Consider the following 16,668-nt stretch of genomic DNA (forward strand, 5'->3'; position numbering starts at 1 on the left):
GTCCCCCCTACGATACCAGTTCGTCATTATCCGAGTGGTGCTTGTTCTTTTCTAAAATACCTTTATATATCGGCGACAAGACCCATCTAAATCGCTTAACGGCCTTTGTCCAGTCCATCAAAAGCTCACTGCCAAGTTGGCTTCCTGTCAGCAAAACATGTTCTGCAATCAGTTCTTTTACTAAAGCTTCACCTTCTGTGTCAAGGTCATAAGCTTCGACAGACTCTTTTACAAGGTGCGCGGACAAAGAATCCTCAGGATCATACACGAATGCCTGTCCGCCACTCATGCCTGCAGCAAAGTTTTTTCCTGTCTCGCCAAGCACAACGACCGTCCCTCCGGTCATGTATTCGCAGCAGTGGTTACCCGTACCTTCAACAACTGCCACCGCTCCACTGTTTCTAACGGCAAAGCGCTCTCCAACCTTACCGTTGACAAATAGTTTTCCACTTGTCGCACCATACAGGATCGTATTGCCGGCAATGTCGTTTTCATGCGCGGCAAAGCCTGCATCACTTGGAGTCTTAATGGCTAACGTCGCTCCAGACAATCCCTTGCCTACATAATCGTTAGCCTCGCCCTCAAGCAGCATGGTCAATCCGTTTGCACCAAACGCTCCAAAACTTTGCCCTGCGGACCCTTTAAATCTGAAGGTGATCGTATCGTCGTTAAGTCCTCCCTCACCAAAACACTTGACAATCTTTCCGCTAAGCATCGCCCCAACAGATCGATGCGTGTTTTTCAGCTCAAACTGCGCACTTGTCTTTATCGCGTGCTCAAACGTTTGTGATGCAGATTTGATTAGTAAGTGATCAAAGCATGATTCAAGGCCATGTTCCTGTTCTTTGGCACAATACGGTATGATGCGCTTTGGCATATCGGGGCGGTGAAGCACGCCAGAGAGGTCAAGATGTCTTACTTTTGACTGGTTGACGTTTTTGTTCCTTTCTAAAAGATCCACTCGACCTACCATTTCATCCATGGTCTTGAATCCAAGACTCGACATGATTTCGCGAACTTCTGTTGCAATGAAAGTCATAAAGTTGATCAGGTATTCAGGCTTACCGCTAAAGTGCTTTCTAAGTTCGGGGTCCTGTGTCGCCACACCAAGATCGCAGTTGTTCTTATTGCAGTGCCTTAACATGGTACACCCCATTATCACAAGCGCAGTCGTTGCAAATCCGAACTCTTCAGCACCTAAAAGGGTTGCGATAACAACATCTCTTCCTGTTTTCAATTGACCGTCGGTTTGCAGTCTAACCCTTGACCTTAGATCGTTTAGAAGCAACACCTGATGCACTTCTGAAAGGCCAATTTCCCATGGAATTCCCGCAGACTTAATCGATGATAAAGGGGATGCACCGGTTCCTCCGTCATGTCCACTTATGAGGATCATATCCGCATGGGCTTTTGCGACCCCAGCAGCGATTGTTCCTATGCCGACTTCCGAAACCAGTTTCACACTGACTCTCGCATCCGGATTGGTCATCTTACAGTCATAGATAAGCTGGGCTAAATCTTCAATCGAATAGATATCATGATGCGGTGGCGGTGAGATAAGATCTATCCCCGGTGTTGCGTTTCTTACTTTCGCAATTTCCTCATTCACCTTCTTGCCTGGCAAGTGACCACCTTCGCCTGGTTTTGCCCCCTGTGCCACTTTTATTTGAAGCTCATCAGCATTCACCATATAATTGGTCGTTACGCCAAATCTTGCGGATGCCACTTGCTTGATTGCGCTTCTTCTTAGGTCGCCACTACTGTCAGGTAAGTAACGGCTGCTGTCTTCACCACCCTCACCGCTATTGCTTTTGCCACCAATCCGATTCATGGCGATAGCGATCGTCTCATGAGCTTCCTTACTTAGTGAACCAAAGGACATGGCACCAGTCACGAACCGCTTTACAATTTCACTGATAGGTTCGACTTCCTCTAACTCCACCCCTTGATTTGAAGCGCTTTTAAAGTTAAATAGGCTTCTTATCGTACAAGGGTTCTCGCTCTGATCGTTTATCATAGAGGCATAGTTCTTATACACCTCGTAACTGCCTGTTCTTGTCGCTTGTTGAAGAAGGTGAATGGTTTCTGGATTAAAGAGATGAAACTCCCCGCCCCTCTTATAGGCATGTACTCCGCCAATATCCAGCTGGCTGAAGGGTTTTCTGAGTCTGTTGAAGGCTTTGTAATGACGCTCCAGTGTTTCTGCGGCAATCTCATCGAGTCCAATCCCTCCAATTCGAGAGGGTGTACCCGGGAAGTACCTATCCACAAAAGTTTCTCCAAGTCCTAGCGCTTCGAAAATCTGAGCACCATGATAACTTTGTATCGTACAGATTCCCATTTTAGAAAGTATCTTAAGTAGTCCGTTTTCAAGCGCTTTTTTGTAGTTCTCCAGCGCCTGCGCACGGTTCATGTTACGGACAAGCCCCTTGTCAATAAGCCGGTATGCGCTTTCGATGGCCATATAAGGATTGACTGCGCTTGCACCAAATCCTATCAGAAGTGCCATATGAGTGGTTTCTCTGGCATCTCCTGCTTCTACCACAATACTTACTTTTGTCCTTGTTTTTTCCTCAATCAGATGATGATGTATCGCTGATACGGCTAGCAGGCTTGGAATCGCGGCTTCGTATCCGTCAACCTTCTTATCACTTAAAATAAGGATGTTATATCCTTCTTGCACTCTTCTAGAAGCCCTTTCACAAATCAGCTTCAGCGAATGCTTAAACCCTTCTACGCCACTATCCGCTTTAAAGGTAATGGGTATCTTGGTGGATTTGAACTCCTCATCCTTCAGTGCCCTAATCTGCCCCATCTGCTCGTTGGATAAGATCGGACTTTCGATTTTAATGTACTTGTTAACCTGTTCCTCCCTTAAGATGCTACTCTGCGATCCTAAAAAGTTGCCAAGAGACATCACCACTTTTTCACGGATCGGATCAATCGGTGGATTGGTCACTTGTGCGAACAGTTGTCTAAAATAATTGAACAGAGATTGATTATGATGAGAAAGCACAGCAAGTGGGGTATCGTTCCCCATCGCTCCCATCGGTTCCTTGCCTGTCTCAACCATGACTTTGATGATGCTTTGAACATCTTCCATAGTAAAACCGAAGGACATCTGCTTTTCTTTAAGTGCTTCGGGCCTTATCTTATAGTTTTCTGTAATGGCAGGTAAATCACTCAGCCTTAACACATACTTACTTGTCATTTCAGAGTATGCATGTTCCTCATACACTTTCCTTTTTACAGCATCGTCAATCAACACTTCACCCAGTTCGCTGTCCACAACCAGCATTTTTCCAGGTTCGAGCCGTCCCTTTTTTATGACATCTGACGGTTCAAATTCTAAAACACCAAGTTCTGAGGCCAAAACGATTAGCCCTTGAGCTGTAATCACATACTTTGCAGGACGGAGTCCGTTTCTGTCAAGTGTCGCTCCAATCTGAACACCATCACAGAAAAACACAGCGGCTGGTCCGTCCCAAGGCTCGATCATCGATGCGTTATACTCGTAAAACGCGCGCTTGTCCCGATGCATGGTTTCGTCGTTTTCCCAAGCTTCTGGAATAAGCGTCATCAACGCCTTTGTATTGGAATAATCGTGCGCTTTTAACAACTGAAACACCTGGTCAAGCGATGCCGAATCACTGCCACCCGGCTTAATGATTGGATAGAGTTCAGCCATACGATTTTTGTAAACCCGTGATTTCAGAACACCCTCTCGTGCGTTCATCCAATTTCTATTTCCCCTAATGGTGTTGATTTCTCCGTTATGGGCCAAATACCGATATGGATGCGCAAGGTCCCAAGTTGGAAAAGTATTGGTGCTGAACCTAGAATGTACAAGCGCCATCGCACTCTTCAGTTCGATGTCATTAAGGTCGATAAAATAACCGTTCATCTGCTCTGGCAAAAGTAGACCCTTATAGACAACAGTTCTGCTTGACAGGCTACATATGTAAAAGGAATCCCATCCTCTGTCAAGAGACGTTTTCACGGTATTCTCAGATCGCTTTAAAATCATATACAGGTCCGATTCGAATGTCTTTTTATCACAGTGATTTGATTTTGAAATAAATACCTGCCTAATCGTCGGTTCTGTTCCTCTGGCAATTTCTCCGATCACACGATTGTCAGTAGGCACATCCCTCCATCCCAAAACGGAATGGCCCTCCTCTTCGACCATCCGTTCAACAATTCCTTCACACTGGTAGCGAAGCGCAGGTTCTTTAGGTAAAAAAAACATGCCCACGGCATATTCATTCTCATCTGGTAGATCTATTCCTAAGTCGTAGCACTTTCTTACAAGATAGGAATGCGGTATCTGTATCATGATTCCTGCACCATCCCCTGTGTTCGCATCAGATCCTGACGCCCCCCTATGGGTCAGGTTGACCAATACTTCAATCGCTTTCTTTACAACATCATGGTTTTTCGTGCCGTCAATGTTCGCAACAAATCCGACACCACAGTTGTCCTTTTCATACCACGGATCATAAAGCCCTTGTCGTTTAGGCATTTCACTTCCATTCATAGCATTCCCTCCAAAGTGTTAAGTCTCAAGATCTGATTAAGTGTAATCAGCCTAATGGCTCTCTTAATCGTTGAAGACCATTCTACCACTTAGTTTTCAGAAAATTCTGTGATAGCGTTTCCAGAAATAAGGAAAACGATTGATAGTTTAACATCATAGCACTAGGAAAAGGTTATTTTCATGAAATCAAAAAATCAAAAGTCCCCTATATAGGGTTCTGAGTTTTACTCTTAAACCTACATAGAGAACTTTAAAATAATGGCTATTTAGATTTTTCTTGCGATGATTCCGATTAAATCTGAGTCTATATGATACTCGGAACCAGTCAGATCGGCTACCGTTTTTAGCACCTCAAATCCGTTTTCCTTGAGCAGCTTTGTGATTGAACCTACGCTATAGCACTGTTCCCACAAGTTATAGACATTAATCGGTGTTTCTTCCTGCAGAATGATATGCTGCTTAAGTGAAACTTCACTGTCCTTGTCATAGCTTTTAGTGACCAGTTCAAGATGCGGATACGGTTTCCAAAACCCTTGTTTCTCATGGACAAACCAGTTCTTATACTCCGCAGTCAGTTCCTTGTAGTTTGTTGACCAAACATCAAATACAAAATATCCTCCAGGCTTCAATGACCGGTGAATCCTTTGCAAGAGTTCTTTTCTGCTCTTACTGGATAATACTCCAAAGTCGCAATAAATAAGAACTGCCGTGTCAAAAGATTTATCATAATCAATCTCCAGATAATTCATATCAATGTATTCTATCGAGTGTCGGTTTTTCTTTGCCTGTTCCCTAGCATATGCAAGCGACCTCTTTGAATAATCGATGCCAGTCACCATTAAGCCGTGTTCACAGAATCGAGAACTATAAAGACCAGGACCGCAACCTAAATCAAGTAGCCTTTGGCGGCTTTTCAGATTAAGCGTCGATATGATCCAGTTACATGTAGCATCAATTGTCGCAGGCTTTCTACTCGCAGCATCCCAGTTTGGATTTAGATGTGCCATCAACATCATCTTCGATATATGCTCATTATCCCAAAACGCTTCCTGCGTCTTTCCGTTTTCAAATAGTTCGGGATTTTCATTTTCTTTTAATATGCCGTTTAACTTTAAAATATCCATTCTTATCTCCCCAGTTTACTTTCTTACACTATCATTCTACTTCAAATCAGCAATAATTGCATGAAGTTGTTTGATTATAGCCGTTTGCGCCCATACATCCATAAATGTCTCATTAAACCCATAAATTCTCTGCTTATTCAATTAATAATATGGTATAAGATAAAGGAACTTTCAACAAGGAGGATCCCTATGCAAACACTAAAGATTAATCAACATCACTACTATACATACAAATCACGCCGAAAATCGGTAAAACTCCCATCGATCCACGTTCTTTTAGAAGACGAAAGTATAAAGCTCGATTGGAGTAAAATAGCCGCACTCGCAGTGCTGATGATACTTATCTTCGTACTCGCACTGATGAGTATGAAAGCGGTTCGCATGCAAGAAGCCGCTATCGACGATTACCAGAGCGCCATCAGAGAAAAAGAGCTCCAAATAGCTGATCTTCAGTCTCAACTCGCCGAACAGACCAACCAGCTGAATACATATCATCTGTATGTCGCTGAACTGGAAGTCGAGGTCAACACGGCACTTGAACATCTATCCGAACAAATAAACAGTACATTGAACACACTCAAGAATTAACTTGAGCTGGTTGGAATTGCTGTGATAGAGGTGGTAATTTCTATGCATCTGATAAAACCTAAAACAATACCTAAACTAATCAAATTGATCCTATTCATTCAACTGTTCCTTGTCTTGTTAATGTTAAACGGTATACATACGGTCTCTCAAAGTTCTAGAATCGAGGCTAAAGTATTACAAAGACCTGAACCTATTACTATCAGTTATGAACAGATCAAAGAACTCTCACGTGCTTTCAATCTAAAAAGAGAACGTCTACTTTCGGCTACCGAACAGCTGAAAATCGCTATTGAAGAAGAGGCGGTCAGAGAAAGATTCAGCAGCACAATAGAGACTATCAAGCTCTCCAGATCAGGGAGTTATAAGTCCTATCTGAACTTAGATCTGACAATTCCATCCGGGTATACTGTGGACGACTATATGACCGTTTTCGCCAACACCGATATGGAAACGCTCATTGGACCCGCAGTTAAGGCCGAAGTCGAACTTGGTGTTAATTCGCTCTATATCCTCGCCCACGCTGCCGAGGAATCAAAATGGGGCACTTATTCCTTTGCTAAATCAAAAAATAATTATTTCGGATACGGTGCCATTGACAGCGATCCAAGTAAGGCGCTTTCGTATGACACCTTAGACGAAGGTATACACGCTGTGGTCGCGAAGATCAAAGAGGATTACCTCACACCAGGTGGAAGGTTCTATAGCAATAGATACGGTTCGACACTCCTTGGAATGAGCAGATACTATGCGACAAATACCCTATGGAGCTCAAATATCGCACTGATCATGGATAAAATACAACGCCAGTTGGAGACGCTATAGACCTATGTTAGTCATCTTGGTATTCGCCGCAGCAATAATCATAAGTGTCTTCATCGTCGCATCCAGCTTACAGGCCAAACTGGATGATTACCGACAGGACATGGATCATTTAAAGGCATTAAATGCAGAACAGCTTAACTTTAATTTCAGACAAACTCGACACCTACAAAAATGATTTGATTTCTAGGACTCTTGTCGAATGCTATATTAGATCTAAACCAAGCTACAAAGAGACCATTGGAATGCTTATCGGATTTGATATTTTAAATAACGAGCTTGTCATCGACGAGATTGAATATTTGGGTTTGCATGACATAGAACGGATCAAAGAACTTGAGCTTGATGTTGAGAATGATTTTCCGGGCGGGTTTTACATCTACAACCCCTCATCACCGATGAGGGGCTTTGTGTCTTATGGATAATCATTTAATATACCGCTACATGCTCAAATGTAATGATATACTGACAATCCTTATTTGGGTGAGGATTTCTGAGAGGGAATCCGAAATAGGATTCTTTATAATACATGTAACTGATATCACGCATGTCTTTTGAAGGATCAGATGCTAAGGTATACAGGAAGATGATTCTTCATCATTGAGAAACCTATTTGAACTGTTCTACAACATAAAAAGTATTTTCCTCATTTTTATTCATGTTTGATTATGAGGACTTTTTTAAGTTTCATTTTCTTTGCAACAGCAAGCAGCACTTCTCCTACAATAAGGATCGAAAAAACAAGTGCATATTCAATTACAGGAATCCACGTAATTTGATGAATGTCGACTATTGACTTTTCAGCAAACCCACCTCCAAAGACGATGAGCGCGCCAAAAATATATAATGCTTGTACCGCATGTATTTGCCATTTTATTTTTAAAACTCCATAAATCTGTGTAAAAACAGCAATAAAGGCGAAACCAAAGCCAAACATCGGCCACATGTTATTCGCCTGTCCGATTGCGACTGTTGTAGCATGAAAAAGTACCAATACTTCCAGAATAAACACCCAATTTCTCTTCGTATGAATTTTAGTGTAAGCAATCGAACTCTGGATAAACAATAAAAAGAGATAGAAGAATCCTACTAAGTGACCGTTTGTATTAACCATAGGATGGTACCAAAAGGTATAAGTAATCGCCCAAGCTATGTAATAGCCATGATATTTCAGAATAAATGATTTCATCCTCTGAAAACCAGTGACCGGTTTACCAAATAAGATACCTCTTCTTTGAATTTCCATAATAAGAATCAATACGAGCATGCCTATGACAGATCCCTGAGATGTAAAGACCGGTACGTCTTGAGCCAGACCATCATACCAAAGATGGGTCTGCATCAGATGAAGTAAAATGAAAACCCCATTTCCTATAAGTAAGACCTTGTTCATTCTAGGACGTGACTCCTTATCGGTTTGCATTTTGTATATCCCCCACCAGATGAACAGTTGGTGAGTCAAATAGAATCCCCATGCGGAGATCATCACACCAAAATCACGACTAGGCAGTTTCCAGTAATACCAACTTGCTCCTTGATCAGGTAAAAGTACGACATTATCCAATCTCCCGCCACTGACATACGTAAGACCAACTAGCAATGCTGCGATCGTAAAGCTCCATTTGAAGAGTTTGCTGACTTTCATAAGCCCTCCTTTTATCAATTGTATACATATAGTTGGATACTATTAGTATTATACCAAATCATTTCTAGAGATATGTATAAATTCCCAAAAGTTAAGCAAGAAATTAGTTTGCTAAATAAATTTTAGTTCTGCTTGCATAATAGACACAAGGGTATCAACACAAAGAGGTGATTGAATGCTATCAAACAATTTCGCACAAAAAAACAGTAAAAAAAACAATAACCCCACCCTTTCCGAAATGATCGGTTATGGTAGTGGTTATTTTGGTTATGGATTTATCACACAAATGATGACATCTTATTTAGTATTTTATGCGACCGCACTTTTACTGCTTTCTGGATCCCTCGTCGGATTTATCGTTTCAATTAGTGTCGTATGGGATGCAGTGAGTGATCCAGTAATGGGTTATCTTTCAGACAAGACGAAATCACGATTCGGCAAAAGACATCTGTATATCATAATAGGTGGGCTGGGCATTGCTGTATCTAACTTATACCTGTGGCAGATTAATAGTAACAGTACCACCTTGGCAAAGTTTTATGGACTTTTGGTGAGTATTGTATTAATAAAAACATTTATTACAATCTATATCACCCCCTACAATGCCTTAGGCGCTGAGATGAGCAGCGATTACCATGAACGTTCAAAAATTCAAGCTATCAAGACAATGTATTTTTTGAGCGCATTTGTGATAGTAACAGCCGTATGCATGTTCTTCTTTTTCAGACCGACCCCTGATTTTCCACTAGGACAGCTTAATCCACTAGCATACAGAAATATCGCATACACATCGTCACTCATCATGATACTGACAGCTGCATGGACCTATCTTAGTACACGACGTTATATCGATAGCGGAACATCCTCAAAATCTGATGATGAATCTATGAGTTTCAAATCATTTTGGGACAAATCAAAGTATAGTTTAAGCGATCGAGATTTCAGAGATGTTTTTTTAGGTTATCTACTCACAAATTTGGCTTCCGCAATCATTAGTGTGGTAGGTCTACATACGTTTACTTACACTTTTGAAATGAACAACTATGAAATTGGCATCGTGTTTGGAACCCAATTTTTTATAAGTATCATAAGTCAGCCTTATTGGATTGCTGTGGCAAAAAAAAAGGATAAAAAACGAACCGTCATCGTCGGACTAAAAATATCGATGGCAGCCTGTCTTCTTCTTTTGGGCTTTGTGGTAATGCGCTCACAGGTAGCAGAGCATTACCAGTATCTTTTGATTTATGCTGTTGTCATCGGTTTTGGAACAAGCGGGCTGTTTTCATTACCACTATCCATGGTCGCAGACATTGTAGATAAGCAGGAGTATCATACCACCCATCGAAATGAGGGCCTCTACTATGGAATGCTCAACTTCGGATATAAGATTTCTCAGTCACTTGCTATCTTCTTGCTTGGATTTTTTATCGACATCATAAAATTTGATGGTGAGTTGAGTGTTCAGTTGAACTCCACCAATTTTCTGATGGGAGCCTTACTATCCATAGGAAGTCTTATTGTTTTTATACTTGCTACCCTCGCCTACTCAAACTATAGCTTAAATGAAGATAGGGTTAGCGAGATGCAGCGTGATATCAAAGATCGTATTTAAACAGACTACTGTTTTCTAGTCATGGTCAAAGACAGAATTCATAAGTTCACCTAAAGTAGCATTTTAAAGAAACTAGCACCTATCTCTTAAGCTATTAAAAATAACCTATTAATAAACTAAGAGTAGGATATTATTGTCATCACAATAATATCCTACTCTTAACGTCGTTACATTCTATTTGATTTTCAGTATACATCTCAACTATTCTTTTATTAGTAAGATGTATCAAGCTCAAATCTCTATACTGTCTCCAATATAAGGTGGAAAATCCTTTTCACCAGCAAGTTCAATAGTATTCATTGATCCTAATGATGAAAATAGAAACAAGCTGATAATCGTCATTAAAACTAATACTGAAATACTTTTTTTCATTTTATACCTCCTTAATGTTCAAGTACCTAATTATAGTGTAAAATAAATTATGCTATAAAAATCACTAATAATCGTGGGGTTACTATGGATATTAACTTTAAGGAATACGGAAGACTTGTTACAGAGATCAGAAAGAACTGCTACTTAACCCAAAATGATGTGCAAAAAAAAATCGGTGTCTCAATGGAAACACTAAGAAGAATTGAAAATGGAATTCAAGAGCCACGAATTTCAACTCTTGAAAGGCTATCTGTACTTTATAAATATGATTTAATCAGCATGCTAGAAAAAACTCGTAAATCAACCAGCTTCTTTTCTGATGATCTGATCAAAAGAGTGAATAAACATACTCGCGAAAATAATTTTGAAGCGCTTAAACAAGAATTGACTTCTATAGTTGAAGTTCTCGCATACCACAGTAGCGAGAATAACTCAGAAGCATATCGTTACTATGTACAATACTTAGAAAGTATAAAAAGTCTCACGATCAGCAGCGATAGATTCCCTAAAAACAAAATCACTAACTTTGAGAGTTTACTAGTCTCGATGAACAGTTCTCGAACAGGGTTACTTACAGATGAATACTTGTTCAACCTAGAAGTTGCCATAGCGATTGGCTTATCAGTCGTATACAGAGACTATGGAAACAACGACAAAACCATCGATCTGTTAACTCCTTTGATTGAAAAGCTGTTACGCTACCCGACACATACCGCCCGCCAAATTAACTTTATCGGTACAATGGTACTAAACCTTGCATATGCTTACCACATGCTTGATGAACACGAAAAAGTAATTACAGCCATAGACGACATTTTGCAAAACAAACTGATGACGTTTTCAACGGATCTGACCAATGAACTTTACAAGCGAAAAGCAGTTGCGCTCTTCAAATTGGACAATCCGCTATATAAGCCGCTTTTCTTAACCGTACTTATGCACGAATCAGGTGAAAAGAGAAAACAGACATGCCACATCATCAAAAAACAGTATAAAATCGATTTAGGCCATTGCTTCAACTGCCACTGCTAAACTAAATGTTTCAAATCGTATCAGCTACCATTTGACACAAAAATAAGAAAGAGGATCCTATGTCGCATATTTTTGATCACAAACAATTTAAAAAACTTGATAGTCCAGCACGAAGAGAATCAATGCCACCTGAGTTGGTTTGCGAGCAACTTCAACTTAATAGTCAAATGGTAGTTGCCGATGTGGGATGCGGGGTTGGATATTTTGCCTTTCCATTTTCAGAAATAGTTGAAAGGGTCCACGCCATAGATATAAGCCCAATTATGATCGATGAGCTAAATCGTAGAATAAGCACTCAGATAAATCTAATTCCCCACTTGGGCGATTTCAACGAGTCTCTTGATGCTGATTCACTCGACCTGTTTTTCACTGCTACTGTAGCCCATGAGCTAGAAGATATTCTAGACTTTTCTAAAAAAGCGGTTCACAAGTTGAAAAAAGGTGGTAGAATCGCATTTTTAGATTTTAAAAAGATAGAATCCAGTTTTGGTCCACCCTATGAAAAGCGTATCGCAGCCAAAGAGCTTATAACACTCTTTGAAACATTAGGTTTATCTAAGATCACCGAATACGCGATTAAAGATAATTTTTATCTGGTTATAGGTCAAAAGTGAATTATCATGCAATATGCCGTCACATTACTAAAGGTGACGGCTTCTCTTATGCTTTAATTTAGGTTTTTTAACTCAAATATATTTCTGCGATTGAATCAGTACCTTAAGATCGTCCTCATAGGTGATCAACCTAGCTGCGTGTTCAAAAGTACACCACTTAAACTCCTCGACTTCCTCATACTGGACTTGTACCTTGTCAGAAGTCGATTCCGCTAAGAAATAGATAACTTCCTTTTCGGTGGTTTCGTTCACTTGGTAGGAAAAGCCGTATCTAAAATCGCTTTTAATTTCGATGGAGAGTCCGACCTCTTCAAAAACCTCGCGAATCGCTGTTTCGTGTTCCGTCTCTGACGCTTCTACATGTCCTTTTGGGAATCCCCAATGTTTGCCGTCTCTGTTTTTAATGAGTAAAATATTTTTAGCATCATTCATCTGATGAAAAATAATTGCACCACATGATTTTTCGTAATTCATGAATCATTCTCCTTTACTTGCAATTGCTTGATGGTTTCACTCGATTCAGCTTATTATTTTACTTTGTTTGGTAGAACCTGTAATAAGAAACATCATTCATTATAATAAAAAATGCCATCACTGATGGCATTTATAGGTAAATGTAATATAAAAGTCACATGTTGAACCTGTAACCCGCCCCCCACACCGTTTCGATGAAGGGGCTGGATTTTCCTTTGTTGGGCTTGTCGATCTTGTCGCGTAGCTTTCCTATATGGACTGTGACAGTCGCTCCGTCGCCAAAGTAGTCGATTCCCCAGATGCGGTCTAACAGTACTTCTTTTGAAAACACCTGATCCGGGTTGGTCATCAAGAAGTAAAGCAGGTCATATTCTGTCGTGGTGAGTGTGATCTCTTTTTCACCTAGATAGACCCTTCTGGCACTTGGTTGAATCCTTAGGTTTCTGACCGAAAGCTCCTGCTTTACTTCCTTAGCGCCGATCAGTCTTTCGTACATGCTTAGATGCGCCTTGACCCTAGCGACCAACTCGCTTGGGCTGAAGGGTTTTGTCATGTAGTCGTTTGCTCCAAGTCCAAGTCCTCTTATTTTATCGATGTCTTCTCGTTTTGCAGATACCATCAAAATAGGGATATTGCTGCTTTCCCTGATTTTTTTGCAAATCTCAAATCCATTGACACCAGGGAGCATCAAATCGAGCACGATAAAATCATACGTGCACTTTTCAAATTTCTCCAGTCCCATGACCCCAGTTCCTGCAATATCCACAGCGAATCCCTCAATTTCGAGGTAATCCCTTTCAAGTTCCGCAATGGCGACATCATCTTCTATGATCAGAACTCGCTTACCCATCTATGTTCTCCCCTAATACCAAGTTTTCTTTGCTCTTTAATAGATTGACAATCATCTTTGTTCCTACACCGGCCTCGCTGGTTACAGTAATGAAACCACCATGCTGCTCAACTACTTGCTTTGCGATTGCTAGACCGAGGCCTGTTCCACCAGCATCTAGGTTTCTTGATTCTTCGACTCTGTAGAACCTTTCAAAGATTTCACCTAAATGCTCCTCATCGATACCCATTCCGTTGTCCGCGAATACGAGTTGAACATATTCTTCATTATCATTCACATGGACTTTAATGGCTTCTTTTTCCTTATCCATGTATTTCATGCTGTTTTGAAGGATGTTGACGATCACCCTTTTCATTTTTTGCTGATCTATGGTGAACTTTTGATCATCAAGTCTTTCATCGATCATCAGATCAAGTGTCCTCACATCGGATTCCCAGTCAAGCTTCATCTCATTGATGATCGTTTCGAGATAGGCTTTCATCGGCACTTCCTCCATTTCATAAGGAAGCTTGTTTAAATCGAGTTTAGAGAATAAGAACAGATCGTCGATCAACTGGTCCATGTCTTTGCTCTTTTGATAGATGACATCCAGATATTTTTCGGTCTTTTCCGGTGTATTGGCGACGCCGTCTTTGATTCCTTCGACATATCCTTTAATTGAGGTGATCGGAGTTTTAAGGTCGTGGCTGATACTTGATATCAGATGCTTTCTGTTTTCTTCAAAACGTACTTGTTTGTCGATCGAACTTTTCAGTTCTGCCCTCATTACGTCAAAATACCTGATCACCCTGCCAATTTCATTGTTGTTGCTGCTCTTAAGCTTAAAGTCCAGATTGCCGTTTTTGATATGCCTTACACCCTCTTCGAGTGTTCTGATAGGCTTTATGATATCGTTAGAAATAATGAATAAAAGCGGTGTGATGATAATCAGTAAAATGACCAAGATCATCTGAAGAATCTTTTTACCTGTGGTGGACCTAAGTTTTGTGCTTTTCGTCATGTCGATGACAAAGAAGTAGACGACATCCTCCCCTTCAAGTTCGAAGGTATAGTCAATATAAAAATATTTTTCACTACCAAAATCTATAAAATGTTCTTCCTCACTTGGCCCTTTCACATCACTTTCCTCACCGATTGGAGTAGGCACAAGATAACTGTAAAAGCGCTCGTCCCTTGGAAGATCGCTGTAGTTCATCATCCGGTCGCCGTAACGTACAACAAGCCCACCGTTGTAAAAGTCCGTTCGCTCACTAAGCGTCCTGATCTGATCTGGATCCGTCAACTTGTGCGGTTCATAGTCTTGCGCCTGCTTGAGCTCCGCGAGAAGATCAATGGTCTGAGTGACTACGGTGTGAATATCATTTTCTTCAATGACCGTTTCAGCCACTGTCTGAACCACTGATGACACGATGGCAATACCAGAAAAGACCAGCACAAAGACGCTGATCATGACTAGAATAGCATAGGTTAAAATTAGTTTTATTCGTATTGACATACGACCGCTTCCTTTTTATCAAAGAGTAACATTCCGACTATACTAAACAGTATATAGTATGAAGCGATAGGTAACAATAGAGCGACCCCGTTGCTTGTCAAAAGTCCTTCGTAGCTACCGATCAACTTAGGTAATGAAATGCTCTGCAGCCTTGGCAAGTAAATTGTGATCACGCCAAAAGCCATGTAACCGATATAGCTGATAAGAACCGTGATTCCCGTAGATTTTACTAGTAGTGACAAAGTCGCCGCGATCAGGCTGACAAGCCCAAGCACTATAAATGCACCAAGATAAGCCACTAAGCCGCTACCAAACACTCCAAGTGCAAATCCGCCATCAAGCACAAGACCTAACAAGGTAGTGAATACCAGTTGAATGGCAAGTAACGCGCCGATTAGACTTTGAATCGCAAGCAGTTTTCCGATGAACACATCTTTCTTCTCTACCGGCAGTAAGAACATGTTTTTGATTGTCCCTGTGCTAAAATCGAGTGCGAAAGAAGTACTCGTCACCATAAGTGTGATAAAGGGAAGAATAAATGCCATCATCAGCCCCAAAGATGCTGTGATAAACTGTCCCTCGTTGAAGATGCTTAGCCCAAATCTGGTTTCACCCAGCAAGTACATGACAGAAACAAGCAGCATCATCACTGCGTACACACCCAGAAGTACCCTCGTGCTTTTCCGTTTATATAATTTCATAAGTTCAATACTAAGCACATTCATGGTGAACCTCCTTCTGTTTATACAAATCAATCCTATTGAGATAGAACTCTTCTAAAGTTAAACCTGATGCCTTAACGTCCTTCATGTCGCCAGAAAATAGCGTGAACCCTTCATAAAGGATAACCACCTTATTTGCAAAGCTTTCCAAATCGCCGACCATATGGCTAGAAATGACTTGTCCAATCTGGTATTCGGTTTGCAGTTTCTTCAAATAATGTTTCAGTTCATGTTTTGCTTCGATATCCATACCGCTAAAGGGTTCATCTAAAAGCAGCAGGTTGGGCGAATGTACAAGCGCTCTCGCAAGATCTAAACGTTGCTTCATACCACTTGAGTAGGTTCCCACTTTTTTTCCCTTAGCGTCTGAAAGTCCCACATCCTTAAAAATCTGATTGATTCTCTCATTTGTCACATGCTTATAGATCCCTTTAAGCATCACGAGCGTTTGCTCACCTGTCAGGTAGTCATAAAATGCCGGCTTAGAGACCATCGCTCCGATATGGTGTAAGGCTTTTACCCGATCCGTCTCCATAGAATAACCAAGTAAATCGAGTTGTATAGAGGATGCTTCAATTAAACCCAATATGCTCTTAAAGGTTGTCGTTTTTCCCGCACCGTTCGGACCAAGCAGCAAAATAATATCACCCTTATCGACCGATAAGTCAAAATCAACTATGCCGGACGTCTCTGTGTACTTTTTTGTCAGTCCTTGTACATTTAAAATAGCCATCTTAGCTCCTTTCTAGTATCAAATCGACCTGCAGCCCCAATGATCCCGACT

At 40.9% G+C, this 16,668-nt stretch carries 15 protein-coding genes; 6 read left to right on the top strand and 9 right to left on the bottom strand.

Annotation, left to right across the window (positions count from 1 at the left end; all coding sequences use genetic code 11):
* Positions 1–7: 7 nt before the first annotated feature.
* A complete protein-coding gene (gene gltB, locus DWB64_RS11715) occupies positions 8–4,537 on the bottom strand; it encodes a glutamate synthase large subunit (RefSeq protein ID WP_129488431.1) in 4,530 nt (1,509 codons plus the stop codon).
* Positions 4,538–4,803: 266 nt separating this feature from the next.
* On the bottom strand, positions 4,804–5,661 hold the full coding sequence (locus tag DWB64_RS11720; protein WP_129488432.1) for a class I SAM-dependent methyltransferase: 858 nt from the start codon (positions 5,659–5,661) through the stop codon (positions 4,804–4,806).
* Positions 5,662–5,850: 189 nt separating this feature from the next.
* Here DWB64_RS11720 and DWB64_RS11725 point away from each other — a divergent pair, with 189 nt between their 5' ends.
* The 3 genes from DWB64_RS11725 to DWB64_RS11735 all read left to right on the top strand — a co-directional run bounded on the left by DWB64_RS11725 (position 5,851) and on the right by DWB64_RS11735 (position 7,493).
* Positions 5,851–6,249, top strand: coding sequence for a hypothetical protein (locus DWB64_RS11725; protein ID WP_129488433.1), 399 nt, complete (start codon positions 5,851–5,853; stop codon positions 6,247–6,249).
* A 42-nt stretch (positions 6,250–6,291) separates the two neighbouring features.
* The gene (locus tag DWB64_RS11730; protein WP_129488434.1) at positions 6,292–7,071 is read left to right on the top strand and encodes a glucosaminidase domain-containing protein; all 780 of its coding nucleotides are present in this window, start codon (positions 6,292–6,294) and stop codon (positions 7,069–7,071) included.
* Positions 7,072–7,193: 122 nt separating this feature from the next.
* Positions 7,194–7,493, top strand: coding sequence for a hypothetical protein (locus DWB64_RS11735; protein WP_129488435.1), 300 nt, complete (start codon positions 7,194–7,196; stop codon positions 7,491–7,493).
* Positions 7,494–7,720: 227 nt separating this feature from the next.
* Here the strand turns inward: DWB64_RS11735 and DWB64_RS11740 are convergent, their stop codons facing one another.
* Positions 7,721–8,713 (bottom strand): hypothetical protein, encoded by a 993-nt coding sequence (locus DWB64_RS11740; protein ID WP_129488436.1) that lies wholly within the window; start codon positions 8,711–8,713, stop codon positions 7,721–7,723.
* Between the two features lie 175 nt (positions 8,714–8,888).
* On the opposite strand from DWB64_RS11740, the gene DWB64_RS11745 reads away from it, so the two are divergent.
* Entirely contained in the window at positions 8,889–10,325 is a 1,437-nt protein-coding gene (locus tag DWB64_RS11745; protein WP_129488437.1) for an MFS transporter, read from the top strand.
* A gap of 231 nt (positions 10,326–10,556) precedes the next feature.
* Here DWB64_RS11745 and DWB64_RS19275 read toward each other — a convergent pair whose 3' ends face one another.
* Positions 10,557–10,697, bottom strand: a complete 141-nt coding sequence (locus DWB64_RS19275) for a hypothetical protein (RefSeq protein ID WP_164980380.1) — start codon at positions 10,695–10,697, stop codon at positions 10,557–10,559.
* Between the two features lie 84 nt (positions 10,698–10,781).
* Between DWB64_RS19275 and DWB64_RS11750 the strand changes: the two genes are divergently transcribed.
* A complete protein-coding gene (locus DWB64_RS11750; RefSeq protein ID WP_129488438.1) occupies positions 10,782–11,729 on the top strand; it encodes a helix-turn-helix domain-containing protein in 948 nt (315 codons plus the stop codon).
* A 59-nt stretch (positions 11,730–11,788) separates the two neighbouring features.
* Positions 11,789–12,343, top strand: coding sequence for a class I SAM-dependent methyltransferase (locus DWB64_RS11755; protein WP_129488439.1), 555 nt, complete (start codon positions 11,789–11,791; stop codon positions 12,341–12,343).
* Positions 12,344–12,415: 72 nt separating this feature from the next.
* On the opposite strand, the gene DWB64_RS11760 is transcribed toward DWB64_RS11755, so the two are convergent.
* The 5 genes from DWB64_RS11760 to DWB64_RS11780 form a co-directional block, all read right to left on the bottom strand.
* Positions 12,416–12,817 (bottom strand): bis(5'-nucleosyl)-tetraphosphatase, encoded by a 402-nt coding sequence (locus DWB64_RS11760; protein ID WP_129488440.1) that lies wholly within the window; start codon positions 12,815–12,817, stop codon positions 12,416–12,418.
* A gap of 154 nt (positions 12,818–12,971) precedes the next feature.
* Positions 12,972–13,667 carry a response regulator transcription factor gene (locus DWB64_RS11765; protein ID WP_129488441.1) on the bottom strand — a complete coding sequence of 232 codons (696 nt, stop codon included), beginning with the start codon at positions 13,665–13,667 and terminating at the stop codon, positions 12,972–12,974.
* Positions 13,660–15,162, bottom strand: a complete 1,503-nt coding sequence (locus DWB64_RS11770; RefSeq protein WP_129488442.1) for a HAMP domain-containing sensor histidine kinase — start codon at positions 15,160–15,162, stop codon at positions 13,660–13,662. Before DWB64_RS11770 ends, DWB64_RS11765 begins: the two co-directional genes overlap by 8 nt.
* Positions 15,147–15,887 carry an ABC transporter permease gene (locus DWB64_RS11775; RefSeq protein ID WP_129488443.1) on the bottom strand — a complete coding sequence of 247 codons (741 nt, stop codon included), beginning with the start codon at positions 15,885–15,887 and terminating at the stop codon, positions 15,147–15,149. The genes DWB64_RS11770 and DWB64_RS11775 overlap by 16 nt, the downstream gene beginning before the upstream one ends.
* A complete protein-coding gene (locus DWB64_RS11780; protein WP_129488444.1) occupies positions 15,874–16,617 on the bottom strand; it encodes an ABC transporter ATP-binding protein in 744 nt (247 codons plus the stop codon). Before DWB64_RS11780 ends, DWB64_RS11775 begins: the two co-directional genes overlap by 14 nt.
* Positions 16,618–16,668: the final 51 nt, after the last annotated feature.

Origin of the sequence: Fusibacter sp. A1 (assembly GCF_004125825.1) — a bacterium.
Classification (GTDB): domain Bacteria; phylum Bacillota; class Clostridia; order Peptostreptococcales; family Acidaminobacteraceae; genus QQWI01.